Origin of the sequence: Rhodanobacter sp. Root627 (assembly GCF_001427835.1) — a bacterium.
GTDB lineage: Bacteria > Pseudomonadota > Gammaproteobacteria > Xanthomonadales > Rhodanobacteraceae > Rhodanobacter > Rhodanobacter ginsenosidimutans.
The window spans coordinates 357,255-376,181 of the sequence record NZ_LMGW01000001.1 but is presented as its reverse complement, the minus strand read 5'-3'; the positions used below and the strand labels follow the sequence as shown (position 1 = coordinate 376,181).

18 protein-coding genes and 2 tRNA genes are annotated in these 18,927 nt (G+C 65.7%); 18 read left to right on the top strand and 2 right to left on the bottom strand.

What is annotated here, in order from left to right:
- The first annotated feature begins 105 nt into the window (after positions 1-105).
- The 13 genes from ASD68_RS01770 to ASD68_RS01710 all read left to right on the top strand — a co-directional run bounded on the left by ASD68_RS01770 (position 106) and on the right by ASD68_RS01710 (position 10,593).
- Positions 106-1,509, top strand: a complete 1,404-nt coding sequence (locus tag ASD68_RS01770) for an NAD(P)/FAD-dependent oxidoreductase (RefSeq protein ID WP_056602814.1) — start codon at positions 106-108, stop codon at positions 1,507-1,509.
- Entirely contained in the window at positions 1,502-1,909 is a 408-nt protein-coding gene (locus tag ASD68_RS01765; protein ID WP_056602811.1) for a DUF3293 domain-containing protein, read from the top strand. The genes ASD68_RS01770 and ASD68_RS01765 overlap by 8 nt, the downstream gene beginning before the upstream one ends.
- Before the next feature lie 209 nt (positions 1,910-2,118).
- Positions 2,119-2,754: a cytochrome c biogenesis heme-transporting ATPase CcmA gene (gene ccmA, locus ASD68_RS01760; protein WP_056602809.1), complete on the top strand. Its 636-nt coding sequence runs from the start codon at positions 2,119-2,121 to the stop codon at positions 2,752-2,754.
- 198 nt (positions 2,755-2,952) lie between these two features.
- Positions 2,953-3,639, top strand: a complete 687-nt coding sequence (ccmB, locus tag ASD68_RS01755; RefSeq protein WP_056602807.1) for a heme exporter protein CcmB — start codon at positions 2,953-2,955, stop codon at positions 3,637-3,639.
- Positions 3,640-3,644: 5 nt separating this feature from the next.
- Entirely contained in the window at positions 3,645-4,403 is a 759-nt protein-coding gene (locus tag ASD68_RS01750; protein ID WP_056602805.1) for a heme ABC transporter permease, read from the top strand.
- A gap of 5 nt (positions 4,404-4,408) precedes the next feature.
- The gene (ccmD, locus tag ASD68_RS01745; protein WP_200945341.1) at positions 4,409-4,627 is read left to right on the top strand and encodes a heme exporter protein CcmD; all 219 of its coding nucleotides are present in this window, start codon (positions 4,409-4,411) and stop codon (positions 4,625-4,627) included.
- 5 nt (positions 4,628-4,632) lie between these two features.
- Complete coding sequence (gene ccmE, locus ASD68_RS01740) at positions 4,633-5,094, top strand: cytochrome c maturation protein CcmE (RefSeq protein WP_056078037.1); 462 nt, start codon at positions 4,633-4,635, stop codon at positions 5,092-5,094.
- A 132-nt stretch (positions 5,095-5,226) separates the two neighbouring features.
- A complete protein-coding gene (locus ASD68_RS01735) occupies positions 5,227-7,203 on the top strand; it encodes a heme lyase CcmF/NrfE family subunit (protein ID WP_056078034.1) in 1,977 nt (658 codons plus the stop codon).
- On the top strand, positions 7,200-7,742 hold the full coding sequence (locus ASD68_RS01730; RefSeq protein WP_056078032.1) for a DsbE family thiol:disulfide interchange protein: 543 nt from the start codon (positions 7,200-7,202) through the stop codon (positions 7,740-7,742). The genes ASD68_RS01735 and ASD68_RS01730 overlap by 4 nt, the downstream gene beginning before the upstream one ends.
- Positions 7,743-7,888: 146 nt before the next feature.
- Complete coding sequence (locus ASD68_RS01725) at positions 7,889-8,266, top strand: cytochrome c-type biogenesis protein (RefSeq protein ID WP_056605015.1); 378 nt, start codon at positions 7,889-7,891, stop codon at positions 8,264-8,266.
- On the top strand, positions 8,263-9,312 hold the full coding sequence (locus tag ASD68_RS01720) for a hypothetical protein (protein WP_056605012.1): 1,050 nt from the start codon (positions 8,263-8,265) through the stop codon (positions 9,310-9,312). The genes ASD68_RS01725 and ASD68_RS01720 overlap by 4 nt, the downstream gene beginning before the upstream one ends.
- Positions 9,309-10,451: a homoserine O-acetyltransferase gene (locus ASD68_RS01715; protein WP_056602801.1), complete on the top strand. Its 1,143-nt coding sequence runs from the start codon at positions 9,309-9,311 to the stop codon at positions 10,449-10,451. Before ASD68_RS01720 ends, ASD68_RS01715 begins: the two co-directional genes overlap by 4 nt.
- Before the next feature lie 56 nt (positions 10,452-10,507).
- Positions 10,508-10,593 (top strand) — tRNA-Leu (locus tag ASD68_RS01710).
- A 92-nt stretch (positions 10,594-10,685) separates the two neighbouring features.
- On the opposite strand, the gene ASD68_RS01705 is transcribed toward ASD68_RS01710, so the two are convergent.
- Entirely contained in the window at positions 10,686-11,114 is a 429-nt protein-coding gene (locus tag ASD68_RS01705; protein WP_056602799.1) for a response regulator, read from the bottom strand.
- Positions 11,115-11,327: 213 nt separating this feature from the next.
- The gene (locus tag ASD68_RS01700; protein WP_056602795.1) at positions 11,328-13,265 is read right to left on the bottom strand and encodes an SUMF1/EgtB/PvdO family nonheme iron enzyme; all 1,938 of its coding nucleotides are present in this window, start codon (positions 13,263-13,265) and stop codon (positions 11,328-11,330) included.
- Positions 13,266-13,380: 115 nt separating this feature from the next.
- Here ASD68_RS01700 and ASD68_RS01695 point away from each other — a divergent pair, with 115 nt between their 5' ends.
- The 5 genes from ASD68_RS01695 to ASD68_RS01675 all read left to right on the top strand — a co-directional run bounded on the left by ASD68_RS01695 (position 13,381) and on the right by ASD68_RS01675 (position 18,920).
- Positions 13,381-14,496 carry an HRDC domain-containing protein gene (locus ASD68_RS01695; protein ID WP_056602793.1) on the top strand — a complete coding sequence of 372 codons (1,116 nt, stop codon included), beginning with the start codon at positions 13,381-13,383 and terminating at the stop codon, positions 14,494-14,496.
- Positions 14,497-14,547: 51 nt separating this feature from the next.
- Positions 14,548-14,623 (top strand) — tRNA-Ala (locus ASD68_RS01690).
- Between the two features lie 607 nt (positions 14,624-15,230).
- Complete coding sequence (locus ASD68_RS01685) at positions 15,231-15,665, top strand: low molecular weight protein-tyrosine-phosphatase (RefSeq protein WP_056602791.1); 435 nt, start codon at positions 15,231-15,233, stop codon at positions 15,663-15,665.
- A gap of 31 nt (positions 15,666-15,696) precedes the next feature.
- Entirely contained in the window at positions 15,697-17,898 is a 2,202-nt protein-coding gene (locus tag ASD68_RS01680; RefSeq protein WP_056602790.1) for a polysaccharide biosynthesis tyrosine autokinase, read from the top strand.
- Positions 17,899-17,960: 62 nt separating this feature from the next.
- The gene (locus ASD68_RS01675; RefSeq protein ID WP_056602784.1) at positions 17,961-18,920 is read left to right on the top strand and encodes a Gfo/Idh/MocA family oxidoreductase; all 960 of its coding nucleotides are present in this window, start codon (positions 17,961-17,963) and stop codon (positions 18,918-18,920) included.
- Positions 18,921-18,927: the final 7 nt, after the last annotated feature.

The window sequence follows — 18,927 nt, the reverse complement described above, 5'->3', positions numbered from 1 at the left end:
ACGCCGATCCATCCACAGACGGGCGGCACGAACGGCGTCCACGGCGGCATTGCAGTCTGAGCGCGCTTGCGGAACAGTGGGCGGATTCCCTCCACGGATCGCCGCATGTCGCAACACCCCATCACCCTCATCGGCGGCGGCCTGGTTGGCGCGCTGCTGGCGCAGCAACTGGCGCAGCGCGGGTTTGCGGTCGATGTGTTCGAGAAGCGACCCGATCCGCGCCAGGCGGGATTCCTCGGTGGTCGCTCGATCAACCTGGCATTGGCCGAACGCGGCCTGCACGCCTTGCGCAGCACCGGACTCGCCGACGACGTATTACAACGCGCGGTGATGATGCGCGGGCGCATGGTGCACGACCGCGATGGCCAGCACGGCCTGCAGCGCTATGGCATCGACGACAGCGAAGTGATCTGGTCGGTCTCGCGCGGCGCATTGAACACCTTGCTGCTGGATGCGGCGGAAGCCGCTGGCGCGAAGTTCCACTTCGACCAGGCGCTGACCACCGTGGACTTCGACCGGCAGCGCATCCGGCTGGCGGACGCCAACGGCGTCGAGCGCGAACTGTCGGCCGGCCTGCTGATCGGCGCTGATGGCGCCGGCTCAGCCTTGCGCGCCGCGATGAACGCACACACGCCATTGGGCGAGCGGGTCGAGCCGCTGGATCACGGTTACAAGGAGCTGGAAATCCCTCCCGCAAGCGACTTGCCCGCGGCCGTGCTGCAAGCCGGTGACGGCCGCGACGGCTTCGCGCTGGAGCCGAACGCACTGCACATCTGGCCGCACGGCAGCTACATGTGCATCGCGTTGCCGAACACCGAACGCAGTTTCACGGTCACCTTGTTCCTGCCGAGCCAAGGTGCCGCGCCAAGCTTCGCCACCCTGCCCGATGCCGCGGCAGCGGCCACATTCTTCACGGAACAGTTCCCCGGCCTGCTGCCGCTGATGCCGCGTTTCGCCGAGGATTTCGAACACAACCCCATCGGCACGCTGTCCACGCTTTATCTGCAACGCTGGCACCTCGATGGCCGCGCCCTGCTGATCGGCGATGCGGCGCATGCGATCGTGCCGTTCCATGGCCAGGGCATGAATTGCGGCTTCGAAGACACCGTGGTGCTGGCCAACCTGCTGGCCGAAGCGCGCGACGACCACGCCGAAGTATTCGCCGAATTCCAGCGCCAGCGCCAACCCAACGCCGACGCCATCGCCCGCATGGCGCTGGAAAACTACATCGAAATGCGCGACTCGGTGGCCGATCCGCATTATCTTGCCAAGCGTGAGCTCGGCGCCTTGCTGGCCGCACGCATTCCCACCCATTACATGGCACGTTATCGCATGGTGACCTTTACCCATCTTCCCTACCGTTACGCACTCGAACGCGGTCAAGCCCAGGACGCACTGCTGGAACAGTTGCTGCGCGAGAACAGCAGCGTGGCGGCGATCGACCTCGATGCCGCCGCACAACGTCTCCGTTCCACCCTGGCGCCACTGCCGGAGTTGCGTCATGGATGAGGCCCTGCTCGAAGCCTTCCGCTCCACTGCCTACAACGTCTGCATCGACACCGTCAGCTGGGCCACGATACGCGTCGACCTGCCCTTGCCGAGCGCACTGGTTGATGTAGTGAAGGGGCGCTCGTGGGCCTTCATCACCGCCTGGAACCCGCAGGCGCGCCGACGTCCGCCCGCCGAGAATCTCGCCGCCCAGCGCGACTTGCTGAGCGAACTGCAGGCGCTGCCCGGCTGCATCGTGTTGCCGGCCATCGGCGTGGGCAACAGCGGTTGGAGCGAGCCGAGTCTGTTCGCGATCGGCCCCGATGTGGCAACGTTGGACCAGCTGGCCCGCACGCACGGGCAACTCGCCTACGTGCACGGCGCGGCCGAAGGCGCAGCCACGTTGCGCGCGCTGGACTGACTCAGAGCTTGTGAAGAAAACCACTTCCTGTGGTTTTCTTCTATCGCAGGCCCGGTACATGCCCGGACCCGCTCACGCGGATCAGTCACTTACGTGACCGATCCGCGTCCGGCCATTCCATGGCCGAGCTGAGAGGTTGAGAAGCACAACCTCTCAGCGGCACTGCGCCGCATGGACAAGCGGCCACACCATTGCGGACAATCACGGAGATGACTGCCGCCCGTACCGTTGCGCCCCTGCTTGAAGCGCGGGCCGTGAGTTTCCATCGCCAGGACGAACCGGTGTTCGCGCCGCTGGATTTCCAGCTGCACACGGGCGAGCTGGCCCTGGTCGAGGGCGACAACGGCAGTGGCAAGACCACCTTGCTGCGCATGCTCGCCGGCCTGCTCCACCTGGGTGCCGGCGAGTTGCTGTGGCGCGGTGAAGCGTTGCAACGCGACCTCTGCGCCGGCGACATCCTGTTCCTCGGCCACCAGCTCGGCCTCAAGGCCGACCTCAGCCCGCGCGAGAACCTGCGCGTCGCCACCGGCCTGCATGGCACCCGCGATGGCACGGACATCGCCTCCCTGCTCGCCGAGATCGGCCTGCGAGGTTACGAGGACGAACCCGTGCGCCGCCTGTCGGCCGGGCAGAAGAAGCGCGCGGCGCTGGCCCGGCTGGCGATGCTGCCGGCGACGCTGTGGCTGCTGGACGAACCCTACGCCAACCTCGACCGTGCCGGCATCGCGCTGGTGAACGACATGCTGGAGCGGCACACCGCGGCCGGTGGCGCCGCCATGGTGACCAGCCATGGCACGGTGAGTTTCCACGGCGGTGAGCCGCGACGGATCCGCATGCATGGCTAATGCACGGCACATCGGACGCAGGCTCCTCGCGCTGCTCGCAGGGGACAAATCGGTAGGACTGCCGATTTGCACGGCGTCAGCCACCCGAAGGGCGAGGGCCATGGATGGCCCGAGTGCAGGTTGGGAGGGGGTCGCGCTTCGCGGAAAAGCTGTACCCCTCCCCAACCCTCCCCTGCAAGCAGGGGAGGGAGCAGAATCATGAGCCGGCCAAGCCTCACCACCGCCTGCGCCGCGATGCTGCGCCGCGACCTGACGCTGGCCTGGCGTCGCCGCGGCGATATCGCGATGCCGGTGCTGTACGCGCTGATCGTCACCATGCTGTTTCCGTTCGCGCTGGGGCCGGAGGACACCTTGCTGCAGCGGATCGCGGGCGGCGTGGTGCTGGTCACCGTGTTGCTGGCGATGTTGCTGGCGCTGGATGCGATGTTCGCCAGCGACATCGAGGATGGCTCGCTGGAACAACTGGTGCTGGCACCACAACCGCTGGCGCTGATGCTGGGCATGAAGATCCTGGCCCACTGGCTCACCATCGCCCTGCCGCTGATCGTGATTTCGCCGCTGATGGCGGCGCTGCTGCACCTGCCCGCGCCGGTCATCCCGGTGTTGTTGCTGGCCTTGCTGCTGGCCACGCCACTGCTCAGCCTGCTGGGCGCGGTGCTGGTTGCGCTGACGGTCGGCACCCGGCGCTCTGGTATGCTGCTCGCCTTGATGTTGCTGCCTTTGTGCGTGCCGGCCGTGATTTTCGCCGCGGGCGCGGTAGCTGCCGCCCAGCAGGGTCTGCCCTGGCTGGCACCGATCAGCTGGCTTGCCGCCGCACTGGTATTGGCTGTGGTGCTGGCGCCGCTGGCTTGCGCCGCGGCCCTTCGTATTGCCCTGGATTCGTGATCCCTATGGCTAACTGGATCCCCCTCTGGTTGCACCGGCTCAGCTCGCCGCCAACCTTCTATCGCTTCGCCGGAACGCTGCAGCCGTGGGCGATGACGCTGGCCCTGTTGCTGGGCGCGATCGCGCTCTATGGCGGCCTGGTGCTTGCGCCCGCCGACTACCAGCAAGGCGATGCCTACCGCATCATTTTCATCCATGTGCCCAGCGCGTGGATGAGCATGTTCATCTACGCGGTGATGGGCGTGGCCTCGTTCATCGCGCTGGTGTGGCGGATCAAGCTGGCCGAAGTGGTGGCGATGGAGTCGGCGCCGATCGGCGCGGCGTTCACCTTCATCACCTTGGTCACCGGCTCGCTGTGGGGCAAGCCGATGTGGGGCACCTGGTGGACCTGGGATGCGCGGCTCACCTCCGAGCTGGTGCTGCTGTTCCTGTTTCTCGGCGTGATCGGGCTTTATCGCGCCTTCGAGGATCGCCGCCAAGGCGCGCGCGCCGCGGCCTTCCTGGCCATCATCGGCATCATCAACGTGCCGATCGTGCATTTCTCGGTGAACTGGTGGAACACCTTGCACCAGGGCAGCACGGTCAACGTGTTCGGCAAATCCACCATGTCCTGGGACATGCTGTGGCCGCTGCTGACGATGACCCTGGCCACCAAGTTCTACTACGCCGCCAGCCTGTTCCGGCGTGCGCGCACCGACCTGCTTTCACTGGAAGGCGGCAAGGACTGGGTGCGGCAAATTGCCCAGGACGAGGACGCGCGATGAATGCCGTGCAAAGCTTTCTGGCGATGGGTGGCTATGCCGCCTATGTGTGGCCCGCCTACGCGGTGTTCTTCATCGTGCTGATTGCCGACACGATCGCGCCGCGTCTGCGCCGGCAGCGTCTGCTGCGTGAACTTCGCGCCCGGTTTGCCCGTCAAAGCGCCCGCCAGCCACAGGCCGGCAACGGTTCCTCTCCCACACCACCAGCCGCCATCGACGGTCAGTGAGCATCATGAATCCCACCCGCAAGCGCCGACTCACCATCGTTGTACTGGTTGCCGTGGCCGCCGCCGTGGCTGCCGGCCTGGGCGTGTACGCGCTGCAGAACAACATGAACTACCTGCTGACGCCCAGTCAGGTGCAGTCGGGCCAGGCGGCGAGCTACACGACATTCCGCCTGGGCGGCATGGTCAAGGCCGGCTCCATCCAGCGCAGCAGCGATTCGCTGAAGGTGACGTTCACCGTGGTCGACGCCGGCGGCGCCATGCCGGTCGAATACACCGGCATCCTCCCCGACCTGTTCCGCGACAACCAGTCGGTCATCGCCACCGGCCACATGTCCAACGCCCGCTTCATCGCCACCGAAGTGCTGGCCAAGCATGACGAAACCTACATGCCCAAGGAGCTGAAGGACGCGATGGCGAAGGCACATGCCGAGAAGCCGGGAATCGAGAAAGCCGGGAATCGGGAATAGAGAATAGGGAATAGGAAAAGCCATGTATGCCAACTCTTGTTGCCACTTCCTGCACCGAAGTACGCCGAAGCGGCGGAGCGCCTTGCTCTTGACCATTCCCTATTCCCCATTCCCCATTCCCGGCACAAACCCATGACCCCCGAACTCGGCCAACTCGCGCTTATCCTCGCCTTGCTGCTGGCGCTGGCGCAGGGCGTCTTGCCGTTGATCGGCGCGTGGCGTGGCAATCGCGCACTGATGGCGGTGGCGCGGCCGGCGGCGGCGGGACAGGCAGTGTTCGTGGCGATCGCGTTCGGCATCCTGGTGTGGGCGTTCCTGCGCTTCGATTTCTCGGTGCAGTACGTGGCCGACAACTCGAACCTGGAACTGCCGTGGTATTACCGCATCGCGGCGGTGTGGGGCGCGCACGAGGGTTCGCTGCTGTTGTGGATCATGATCCTCAATGTGTGGACCGTGGCGCTGGCGGCATTCAGCCAGAAATTGCCCGAGGTTTTCGCTTCACGCGTGCTGGCCGTGATGGGCCTGGTCGCGGTGGGTTTCCTCGCCTTCATCATCTTCACCTCGAATCCGTTTGGACGGCTGTTGCCGATGCCCGGCGATGGCGCGGACCTGAACCCGGTGCTGCAGGACCCGGGCATGACCTTCCACCCGCCGATGCTGTACATGGGTTACGTGGGCTTCTCGGTGGCGTTCGCGTTCTCGATCGCGGCCTTGCTGGGTGGTGAACTGGAACAGGCATGGGTGCGCTGGGCGCGCCCGTGGACCAATGTGGCGTGGGCGTTTCTCACCTGCGGCATCGTCGCCGGCAGCTGGTGGGCATATGCCGAGCTGGGTTGGGGCGGCTGGTGGTTCTGGGACCCGGTGGAAAACGCCAGCTTCATGCCCTGGCTGGTCGGGCTGGCGCTGATCCACGCGCAGGCGATCACCGAAAAGCGCGGCAGCCTGCGGGCGTGGACGATCCTGCTGTCGATCTTCGCGTTCTCGCTGAGCCTGCTGGGCACGTTCCTGGTGCGCTCGGGCGTGCTGACCTCGGTGCACGCCTTCGCCTCCGACCCGCGCCGCGGCGTGTTCATCCTGGCCTTCCTGACCATCATCGTCGGCGGCTCGCTGCTGCTCTACGCGCTGCGCGCGCCCAAGGTCGCCGCGGGCAAGCCGTTCAACCTGCTGTCGCGCGAAACGGCGATGCTGATCGGCAACCTGATGTTTGCGGTGGCGGCCGCGATGGTGCTGCTGGGCACATTGTTCCCGCTGATCGGCGACGCGCTGCACATGGGCCGCATCTCGGTGGGCCCGCCCTACTTCGGTTTCCTGTTCCCGCTGTTGATGCTGCCGGTGGTGCTGCTGTTGCCGTTCGGCCCGTTCCTGCGCTGGGGCAAGGGCGATGCCGGCATGCTGAAAAGCATGCTGCTGCGCGTGACCATCGCCGCGCTGGCCTGCGCCATCGTGGCGGCGTTCTTCGTGGACGGTCACATGAAGGCGATCGTGGGCGTGGCCGCGGCGGTGTGGATCGGCGTGGGCGTGCTGTTGTACGCGTACAAGCGCTGGCGCGAAGTACCGCGTGGCCGCCGCTATCCGGCCGAGATGGCCGGCATGCTGCTGGCGCATTTCGGCGTGGCGGTATTCGTGGTCGGCGTGTTGCTGTCCGAATCGCTCAGCGTCACCAGCGACGTGCGCATGGCGCCGGGGCAGACCCAGCACATCGGCAGCTACGATTTCCGTTTCGACGGCGCCCACCGCACCACCGGGCCGAACTGGCGCGCCGACCAGGGCGTGGTCACGGTCACCCGCGACGGCAAGGACATCGCCGTGATGCACCCGCAGAAGCGCACCTATCCGCGCGGCCAGGTGCAGACCGAATCGGCGGTGGATGCCGGCATCACCCGCGACTTGTACGTGGCGCTGGGTGAGCCGATGGACGCGGGCAACATCGCCGGTGCATGGTCGCTGCGGCTGTACTACAAGCCGTTCGTGCGCTGGATCTGGGCCGGCGGCCTGCTGATGATGCTGGGCGGCTTTGTCTGCGCCGCCGACAAGCGCTTCCGCCTCAAGCGCACTGTCACCCGTGCGGAGCCGGCCATCGAAACGCGCCTGCAGGAAACCCGCGCATGAGTCGGCTGCTGCCCTTCATCGGCTTCATGCTGCTGGCCGCGCTGTTCGGCTTCGGCATCTGGTGGAACACCCAGCACGATCCGAACGCCATCCCCACGCCGCTGCTGGACAAGCCCGCACCCGCGTTCAACCTGCCCAAGCTGTACGAGCCGACGCAGACGGTGAGCAAGGCCGACCTGCTGGGCAAGCCCTACCTGCTCAACGTGTTCGCCAGCTGGTGCATCGAATGCGGCGTGGAGCACCCGGTGCTGCAGGCCGAGGGCCCGACGCTGGGCGTGCAACTGGTGGGCTACAACTACAAGGATGCGCCGGCCGATGCCAAGCGCTGGTTGGCGGAACATGGCAGCCCGTACGCCGTGGTGATCGCCGACGAACCCGGCCAGACCGCGATCGATTTCGGCGTCTACGGCGCACCGGAGAGTTTCCTGATCGATGCGCGCGGCGTGATCCGCTACAAGCACATCGGGCCGCTTACGCCGGAGGTGGTGGCGAAGGAATTGAAGCCGGCCATCGCGGCGCTGCGCAAGGAGACCCCGTGATGCGTCTGTTCCGTAGGAGCGCACCCTGTGCGCGAAAAGCCCTGCGATACGGCGACGTGTTTCGCGCACAGGGTGCGCTCCTACGGCCGTTGCTGGTGGCTTTCTTGCTGCTCGCCGGAATTGCGCACGCCCAGGCGATCGAGCCGATGCCGTTCGCCAACCACGCGCAGGAGTTGCGCTTCCAGCACCTCACCCATGAGCTGCGCTGCCCGATGTGCCAGAACGAGACGCTGGCCGACTCCAACGCACCGATCGCGCGGGACCTGCGCAACCAGATCTTCAAGATGATGCAGCAGGGCAAGACCGACGACGAGATCAAGCAGTACCTGGTGGCTCGGTATTCCAAGTTTGTGCTGTACGACCCGCCGCTGACACGCGGCACTTGGCTGTTGTGGTTTGGTCCGCTGCTGATCCTGCTCGGTGGCGCCGGCGTGGTGCTGGTGGCCATACGCAAACGCGGCCGCATGCCGGCCAATGGATCGTCGGGGCCACGCCCCTCGATCGACAACGGGGATGATTGGTGAAAATCGCTTTCTACATCGCCGCCGCGGCGATGATCGCCGTGGCGCTGGCTGTATTGCTGCTGCCATTGATGCGACACGGCCGCACGTCCACCCGGCCACGCGCGGTTTTCGCGCTGGCCCTGGTCATCGCGCTGGTGCTGCCACTGGGCACTGCCAGCCTCTATCTGATGGTGGGAACGCCGGTGGCGCTCAATACCATCCAGGCCCAGGCGCCGGTCAGCATGGAGCAGGCGCTGGTGCAATTGCGCACGCACCTGACCGAGCAGCCCGATGACGTGCGGGGCTGGATGGTGCTGGCGCAGACCAACAGCATGCTGCACAGCCCCGCGGACGCGCGCGACGCCTACGACCACGTGCTCAAGCTCGCGCCCAACAATGCCGAGGCCATGGTCGGCTGGGCCGAAGCTGATTCGATGGCGCGCAGCGACCACCAGATCACCGGCCGCGCGCTGGAGCTGCTGAAGCATGCCGTATCGCTGCAGCCAGACAGCCAGCGCGGCCTGTGGCTGCTCGGTATCGGCCAGTTCCAGCAGGGTGACTACAGCAACGCCGCCGCCACCTGGCGGGTGCTGCAGCCGCAGCTGGAGCCAGGCTCCAAGGTGGCCGAAGCGGTGGCCATGCAGATCGGGGTAGCGGAATCCCGCGCCGGGAAATCGCCGGCCGGCGCGTCTTCGGTCGGCGCCGCGGCAACCGCAGAGCAACCCGCGTTGCGGGTGCAGGTGTCACTGGCACCGGCGCTGGAAAAGAAGCTGAAACCCGGCGACGTCGTGTTCGTCTACGCCCGCGCCGCGGGCGGTCCGCCGATGCCGCTGGCCGCGGTCAAGCGCGACGCCGGCAAACTGCCACTCGAAGTCACCCTGACCGACGCCATGGCGATGACGCCTGCCGCGCGGCTGTCGTCGGCGACCAAGGTGGAAGTGGGCGCGCGCATCAGCCACGACGGCCAGCCCATCGCCAGCGCAGGTGATCTGGAAGGCAGCGCCGGCATCGTCGACGTGAACCGCCGCACGCCGGTCACCCTCGTCATCGACAGGGTGCATCCATGAAAGGCCCCGCCACCGCGCGCGACGCGCGCCGCTACTTCGCCCTGCCCTCACCGTTTCGCATGAAGCGTGGCGGCGAACTGCACGGCGCCAGCGTTGCCTACGAAACCTGGGGCGAGCTGAACGCGGCGCGTGACAACGGGTTGCTGATTCTCACCGGCCTGTCGCCCAGCGCCCACGCCGCCTCGTCCGCCAACGACCCCGCCCCCGGCTGGTGGGAAGGCATGATCGGGCCGGGCAAGGCGATCGACACCACGCACTGGTTCGTCATCTGCGTGAACTCGCTGGGCAGCGACAAGGGCTCGACCAGCCCGGCCTCGATCGACCCGGCCAGCGGCGAACCGTACCGGCTGAACTTCCCCGACCTGGCACTGGAAGACGTTGCCGAAGCCGCGCACGCCACCGTCAGCAGCCTGGGGATCGACCAGCTCGCCTGCCTGATCGGCTGCTCGATGGGCGGCATGAGCGCGCTGGCCTATATGCTGTTGCACCCCGGCGGCGCGCGCGCGCACATCAGCGTGGACACCGCACCGCAGGCGCAGCCGTTCGCCATCGCCATCCGCTCGCTGCAGCGCGAGGCGATCCGGCTGGACCCGCGCTGGGACGAGGGCCGCTACGACATCCACGCCCAGGACGGCGACCGCTACCCCGACATCGGCATGAGCATCGCCCGCAAGCTGGGCGTAATTACCTACCGCTCGGCGATGGAATGGAACGGCCGCTTCGCCCGCATCCGGCTCGACCCGGAACAGCGCGACGACGATCCGTTCGGCCGCGAGTTCCAGGTCGAGTCCTATCTTGAAGGGCACGCTCGACGCTTCGTGCGCCACTTCGATCCCAATTGCTACCTCTACCTGTCGCGCGCCAGCGACTGGTTCGACATCGCCGAATACGGCAACGGCAGCGTGCACGAAGGGCTGCAACGCATCCGCATCGAGCGGGCGATGGTGATCGGCGTCAGCACCGACATCCTGTTCCCGCTGGAGCAGCAGGAGCAAATCGCCAAGGGCCTGGAAGCGGCTGGCGCCACGGTGGATTTCGTGGCGCTGGACTCCCCACAGGGGCACGACGCGTTCCTGGTCGACATCGAAAACTACAGCCGCGCCATCGGCGGCTTCCTCGACCGATTGCGCGCGGATTGACCCGCTGACGGGGCTCGACCGCGCCCAACTAACCCGGCATAATGCGTCGCTCACATGCCGGTGTGGCGGAATGGTAGACGCGGCGGACTCAAAATCCGCTGGCAGCGATGTCGTGTAGGTTCGAGTCCTATCACCGGTACCAATGATGGCATCCAGCGTTCTTCGCTGGATGCGCTGACACGAAAAAGCCCGCTTCGCGCGGGCTTTTTCGTGTCAGGTGTTTCGCGGGCGGACTCAGCTCCTGGAGGCTTCCGAAGCGGCGCCCTTCAGCGTGCCGGCCAGCGCCAGCTCGTCGACCATGCGGTACAGCTCGTCGCGGTGATAGGGCTTCTGCAACGTGGGATGTTTCTGCCAGCGCTCCGCCAAGCCTTGTACGCCGTAGCCGGTGGAAAACGCAAACGGGATGCCGCGCTCCATCAGCACCTCCGCCACAGGGTAGATCTCCTGACCGTTGAGGTTGACGTCCAGGATGGCCAGGTCGAACGCTTCGTGCTGCGCCGCCTGCAACGCCTGGTCCAGGTGCGCCAGCGGACCGATCAGCGCGTGGCCCTGGTCGATGAGGATGTCTTCGAGCAGCATCGCCACCAGCATCTCGTCTTCCGCCAGCAGGATGCGCCGCGGCGGGGTGGTTTGCGGTGGCAGGGTTCGCGAAGGCGCCGTCATGCGTCGTGCCCGGTTGCAACGGTGGACGAGCCACATATCGAGAGCGTCGCGTCGAAACGTCCGCAGCGGACGGGGTGCGGTCGCGACGCAATGATCATCTCGGGAGTCATGGCACCTCCGTAAAAAACTGCAAGCGGGTGGATTCCACCAGCGTGCATGTACGACAGGGGTTGTCATTTTTGCAGATGCGGCAGGCCATGGGTAGCGGCGACGTCACAGCTCGCGCACCACCCGGAACCCCACCCTGCCGCTGCGCACGGTGGCGTCCACGCCCTGCCGATACGCCGAGCGCTCCTGATCCGGCGAACTGCCCCACGAACCGCCGCGCACCACACGCGCCGTGCAACCGGGGTTGATCCAGGCGCCGCCATTCACCGGTGCGCGGTTGTAGTTGTCGTGCCAGCAATCGGCGACCCACTCCGACACGTTGCCGTTGATGTCGTACAAGCCGAACGGGTTGGGTGCGAATTTCATCACCGGCGCCGGCCCCCAATAGCCGTCGCGATAACCGCGGAACGCATGGCTCCAGCGCCGGCCGCTGGGCGAGTGGTCGCCCGACCCGGTTAGGTTCTCCACCGTCTTCCGCGGCGTGCCGTCGCCCCACCAGTAACGCGTCGTGGTGCCGCCGCGCAGCGCGTATTCGAACTCGGCCTCGCTCGCCAGGCGATAGATCTTGCCCGTGCGCTCGCCCAGCCAAGCCGCGTAGGCGCTGGCGTCGTTCCAGGAAACATTGACCACTGGCAGGTCATCCGCCGCCTTGTGGCCGGCGTAGTCGTCCTCCCAGCTCGCATCGGCATCGTCGCGCATGGTGCCGCTGCGCTCGTCGTAGACACTGGCGCCGCCGAGTTTCTCGGAGTCGGGGCGATAGCCACTCGCACGCACGAATTCGCGGAACTGCGCCACCGTGATCGCACTGCGGGCCATCGCAAAACCCGTCGCGATGGTGACGGCATGCTGCGGCGTTTCCGCATCGTTGTGACCGGGCTCGCTGGCCGGGGAACCCATCTGGAAGCTGCCGGTGGGGATGACCACCATCGTCGGCGTCTTGCCTGGCAAGTCGATGTAGTGGTCGTTGAACACCTGGCCCGGGCGGTAGCTTGCGTACAGGCGCGCGTTGACCAGTTGTTCGTCGAACTCGTCCAGCGACGACAGGTGGGGATCGACGTCACGCGCCTGCCGCGCCAGCTTTTCGGCCAGCGCAAGATTGCCGCCATCCAGCGCCGAGCGCCCCTGGGCCAGTATCCCGTTGGCGCGCTGACCGCGAATGTCGTCGACCCGCTTGCTCACGTCCTGCCACTGCTGCGAGCCGGGGTGGATCTCGGCCGCCCGCGCCAGTTCCTTGTCGGCTTCGTCGAACTTGTTCTGCGCCACCGCCGCCAGCGCACGATCCAGCACCACGCGCTGCACCTGGAAAATACCCTGCTCCGCCACCGCGTTCTGCGGATCGAGCTTCTGCACTTCGCGATAGGTATCCAGCGCGCTGTCACCCGCCGGCTGATCGGCCTTGCCCTGCTGCAACTGGCTGGCCGCCTTGGCCAGCATCGGGCGCATGGTGAGCAGCGTCTTCAGCTGGGTTTCCAGTTGCGCCACGTCATCGCTGGCATGCGGCAGCGTGCGCAGCGCATCGAGCAATTCCACCGCGCCTTCGGCGTCGCCCACGGCAATATCCTGCCCGATCTGCGCCACCAGCCGCGCACGCACATCGAACAGGCCTTGCGCGGCGCGGCGACTGTCCGGCTTTTCCTTCAACGCCTGGGTGAACAACGCGGCGGCGCTTTCCTTGGCGCCCACCAGCTCGCCGGCGCGCAACGCCTTGGTGGCCCGCGCCAACAGTGCGCGCACCGCCGGTGGGTCCTCACTCAACTGCTCGGGAAGATGGGCGTTGCCATGTTTCATGCGCGCGGCGATGACACTGGCCGGCGCCAGCGTCATCGGCGGGCCGGCATTGACCTCGGCGATCGCCGGTACCTGCTCGCGTTGCTGCTGCCCCGCGTTGGGGCCGCCCAGCGACATGCCGCGCGGAGTCGTCTGTTCGGGAGTGACGTGAAACAGCCGCGGAAAAAAGTGATAAGTCAGCGCGAACGCCAGCACCAGTACACCCAGCGCGCCACCCATGGCGCGCTGGCGGCGCAAGACGGTATTGCTTGGCATGGGTTGGGCGTCCTCGGGGCGGCCTGTTATGGTGCGCTGCTCACCTTAGGCACAAACTGCTGGCAGGGCAATCTGCCCGTCGCACATCCTGCCCGCAGCACATCAAGGATCTTGCATGCTCTTGCCCGTCACCGCTGACGCCGAATGGATCGATAACCGCGATGCACTGCAGGCGTGGCTGGACGCACTGCCCGTCGCGGCGTCAGTGGGCGTCGATACCGAATTCATGCGTCGCAATACCTTCCATCCGCAACTGGCGCTGCTGCAACTGGGATGGAACGGTCGGCATGCCCTGGTGGACCCGCTGGCATTCGAGATCGGCGATGCACTTCAGCCGCGACTGGGCGACGGCACGGCCGTCACCGTGATGCACAGCGCCAGCGAGGATCTGGAAACGCTGGCGCCCCTGCTGCCCGACGGCCCGCGGCAATTGTTCGACACCCAGATCGCCGCCGCCTTTGTCGGCATGGGCCTGGGTATCAGCTACCGCGCGCTGGTTGCCGAACTGGCGGGCGTGGACCTGGACAAGGGCGAAACCCGCTCCGACTGGCTGCAGCGCCCGTTGACCGATTCGCAACGCGCCTATGCCGCGCTCGACGTGGTCTACCTGAAGACCATCCACGAACAGTTGAGCGAACGCCTGCAACAGCGCGACCGCAGCGCCTGGCATGCCGAGGACTGCGAGCGGCTGAAGCGTCGCGCCAGCCATCGCGACGGTGACCCGCAACCCCAACGCGCCCTGCGCGCCGCCGCCGAATGGCCGCGGGAGAAACAGGCGCTGCTCCGACGGCTGCTGCTGTGGCGCGACCGCAGTGCGCGCAACCTCGATCGCCCCCGCCCCTGGCTGATGGATGACACGCTGGCCCTGAGCCTGGCAGCGCAGCCGGCCACCACGCTGTCCGATCTTGAACAGCGCAGCCGCGGCCAACGCGCCTTGCGCTCGGCCCAGCGCAGCGAACTGTTCGAGCTGATGAGCCAGCCGGTCGAGGCAGACGAGATCGCCGCCACCGCCCGCATCCCCGCCCACCCCCAGGGCAACGCGAAAAAGGCGCTGGCGGCGATGAAGCAGGAGGTCGACGACCGCGCCACCGCCCTCGATCTGCCATCGGGCCTGCTGTGCCCGCGCAAGGTGCTGGAAGAATACGTGGTCACCACCGAATGGCCGGAATTCCTGGAAGGCTGGCGGCGCGAGGTGCTGCACGACCAGCTGCCGGCCTTGCTGCCCGCATGATCATGATGCTTGGCGAATCCGGAATGCGCTGCTAATATTCGCCGCTTACGTGGGGCGGTAGCTCAGCTGGGAGAGCGTCGCGTTCGCAATGCGAAGGTCGTGGGTTCGATCCCCATCCGCTCCACCACTCATGTCGACAAACAACGCTTCATGCCCTCGTGGCGTGGAGCGTTTTTGTTTGGGCGCGTGATGGCCTCGAGCCGCCCGCCATCAGCCCTGTTCACGTGCCCGCAGGCCGGCGCGATCACGCCGCCTGACACCGCGCATTCACCGCTGCGCGACGCGCGTTCAGCCGTCTGAACGTCCTCACGCAACGTTCCCGCCAAGCCGAGCCGTACAGGCGTGACATAACCGATGTAATCGACATGTGAATTCACATTTGTATTCACACTAATCATGACTATTGAATGGATCATTTGGCTTACATTCACTGTAAGACCGTTCGACCATGCAATCATCGAAGACCACATTTCAGCCACGCGATGACAAGACGGCCTTGCAACAATGCATCCACTTCTTATTCAACGTGAGACAACAAGATAATCAAGCTGGCACCACCAATCTTGTTGGCGTCGAACCCACCTAATTACCAAACTTGCATGCATCGACAATGGCAGGCCTTTGGCAAGCCATATATTTCCTTGCAATGCTTCACAGGGACGGAATGAAGCATGACTCCGCCACGTCTAGCGCCTGATCGACCCTGACCCGGACTGCGGGAGTGCTTCGATATTGTGTTCAAACGTGTACTGATCGTCTGCATGGGCAATATCTGCCGCAGCCCGACGGCGGAATACCTGTTTCGCCAGCGCATGGAATCGCGCGACGTCAGTTTCAGCAGCGCCGGGATTGGCGCACTCGTGGGCAGGCCCATGGACGCGAATGCCCTGCAGTTGCTCGCCGAGGACGGCATCGACGGCAGCATGCATCGGGCGCAGCAATTGACGCCGCCAATGCTGCGCGAGGCCGACCTGATCCTGGGTATGGAAAAGAGCCATTTGGGCGCAATGATTCAATTTTCGCCGGAGATCAATGGAAAGGTCTATCTACTCGACAAATGGTTGAACGGGAGTGACATCCCCGACCCATATCGACAACACCGAGCCGCATTCGAACATGTTCACCAGATAATCACGCAGGGTGTCAGCAGTTGGGAGCCCTATTTGTAATTCCCACCCATGCCACGAGTTGATTGCCCCTATGGCCGCCATTCAAGACCCTGTGCAGCGCGATGACGAGATTGACCTGAGCGAATTGCTCGGCACCCTCAGCGACCACAAATGGTTGATTGGCATCATCACCGGCGTATTCGTACTGCTCAGCATCGCCTACGCGATGTTGACGACGCCGATCTACCAGGCCACCTCGGTGGTGCAGGTGGAGCAGAAAGTGCCCAGCCTGCCGGGGCTGAGCGCGCTGACCCAGACCCTGGGGGCGTCCAGCCCCGAAGCCACGACGGAAACCGCGCTGATCACCTCGCGCATGGTGCTTGGCGCCGCGGTGGACGAGCTCAAGCTGGCCATCGAGGCGCACCCGCGGCGCATGCCCATCATCGGCAAGTACTTCGCGCGCAAATATGCGGCCAGCAACCCCGGCCTGGTGTCCCCGCCCCTGTTCAACAAGGTCGAATACGACTGGGGCGGCTCGAAGCTGGAGATTTTCCAGCTGGACGTTCCGGACAGCCTGCTGGATCAGCCGCTCACCCTGATCGCCGGCAGGAACGGTGCCTACGAGCTGGTGGATGCCGACGAGAATGTCCTGGTCTCCGGCAAGCTTGGCCAGACCTCCAGCGGCCACGGCGTGACCATGCAGGTCCAGACACTGGTGGCGAACCCGGGCACGCAGTTCCGCGTGTTCCGTCATCGCCGGTTGACCGTGATCAACGGACTGCAGAGCGCCATCAACGTCAATGAGGAGGGCAAGGAGTCGGGCATCCTCAAGATGACCTACGACAACCCCGACCCGCAGCTGGCCGCCAACGTGCTCAAGGAGGTCGGCGAGCTCTACGTGCAGCAGGACGTGAACCGCAACTCCGCCGAAGCGGCGAACAGCCTGAAGTTCGTGCGGGAGCAGTTGCCCAACGTGCGCCGCGACCTGGAACGGGCCACCGCCGCGCTCAACGCGTATCAGATCAAGGCGCACTCGGTCGACATCAGCATGCAGACCCAGGGGCTGCTGGATCAGGAAGTGGACATACAGTCCAACATCCAGAAGTTGCGCCTGCAGCTGGCGGACATGCAGCGCCAGTACACGCCCGAGCATCCGGCGTACAAGGCGCTGGTCCAGCAGATCGGCCAGCTTGAGGCGCAAAAGGGCGGCATCGACAAGCGGGTGGGCGACCTGCCCGATACCCAGCAACAGCTGCTGAAGCTGAAGCGTGACGTGCAGGTCAGCAACGACACCTATACCGGGTTGCTCAACCAGGCCCAGCAGCTGGATATCGCGCGTGCCGGCACGGTGGGCAACGTGCGCATCATCGACAGCTCGGCGGTGGACATCACGCGACCGGTATGGCCGCGGAAAACCATCATCGTGCTGGGCGGCACGCTGCTCGGCGCCTTCGTGGCCCTCGTCTTCGTATTCATCCGGCAGATGCTCAATCGCGGCATCGAGGACCCGGCCGTCATCGAGAAGATCGGCCTGCCCGTGTACGCCACCATTCCGATCAGCCCGCGCGAGCAGACGCTGCAGCAGAACATGCGCCTGCATGGGCGGGGCAAGCAGCGCCTGCTGGTCATGGACGCGCCCGCGGACCTGGCCACCGAAGCCCTGCGCAGCCTGCGCACCAGCCTGCATTTCGCGCGGCTGGAAGCGAAGAACAACGTGCTCATGATCTCCGGCTCCAGCCCGGACGTCGGCAAGACCTTTGTCGCGGCCAACCTTGCCACCGTCGTGGCCCAGAGCAACCAGCGGGTGCTGCTGATCGACGGCGACATGCGCCGGGGTTCGCTGCACAAGCTGGTCGGCGGCAGGGCCGAGGTCGGCCTTTCCGAACTGATCACCGGCCAGGCGGAGCTGGCGGCGGCGACGCGTCAGGTCGGGCTGATGGAGAACCTGCATTTCATCGCCCGCGGCAAGCTGCCGCCGAACCCCTCCGAGCTGCTGATGAACGCCCGCTTCTCCGCGCTGCTCGAACACCTGAAACCGCTGTACGACCTGATCATCATCGACACTCCACCGATCCTGGCGGTGACCGACGCCGCCATCATCGGCCATCACGCCGGCACCGCCTTGCTGGTGGTGCGCTTCGGCATCAACCAGGCGCGCGAGATCGCGCTGGCAAGGCAGCGTTTCGAGCAGAACAACGTGCCGCTCAAGGGCGCCATCTTCAATGCCGTGGAGAAGCGCAGCCGGGGCTACTACTCCTACGCCTATTACGGCGTCGGCCTGCCGTCGAGATGACGCCTGCCGCAGCAACGCGCGCAAGAACAAAAACAGGGATCACGCAACACGCAGGACCATCCATGCCTAGCTCCAAGAACTTCGCCCTCATTGGCGCCGCCGGCTACATCGCCCCCCGCCACATGCAGGCCATCAAGACCACGGGCAACCAGTTGCTGGCTGCATTCGACCCCAACGACTCGGTCGGTGTCATCGACAGCCACTTTCCCGACGCCGATTTCTTCACCGAATTCGAACGCTTCGACCGCCACGTGGACCTGCGCCGACGTGCCGGCAACGGCGGCCAGATCGACTACGTCGCCATCTGCTCGCCCAACTACCTGCACGACTCGCACATGCGTTTCGCGCTGCGTTCCGGCGCCCATGCCATCTGCGAAAAACCGCTGGTGCTCAACCCCTGGAACATCGACGGCCTGCAGGACATCGAGCGCGACACCGGCAAGCGGGTCAACACCATCCTGCAACTTCGCCTGCACCCGGCCATCGTGGCCCTGCGCGAGCAGGTGCAACACGGCCCGCACGACCACAAGCACGAGGTGGATCTCGCCTACGTCACCTCGCGCGGCCACTGGTACCTGCAAAGCTGGAAGGGCGACCCGAAAAAATCCGGCGGCATCGCCACCAATATCGGGGTGCACTTCTTCGACATGCTGCACCACATCTTCGGCGCGCTGCAGATGAACGTGGTGCACCTGGACAGCGAGACGAAGGCTGCCGGTTATCTCGAATACCAGAACGCCCGCGTGCGCTGGTTCCTGTCGGTGGACATCGAGGACGTGCCGGCCGCACTGCGCGAAGCGGGCCAGCGCACTTACCGCTCGATCACCGTGGATGGCCAGGAGATCGAGTTCTCCGGCGGCTTCACCGACCTGCACAACCGCAGCTACGAGGAGATCCTCGCCGGACGCGGTTTCGGCCTGGATGAAAACCGCGTCGCCATCGAAACGGTGTCGGCCATCCGCAACGGCAAGCCCGCCCCCCGCGCTGGCGAAGCGCACCCCTTCCTCGCACGGCAAGCCTGAAGAGAGA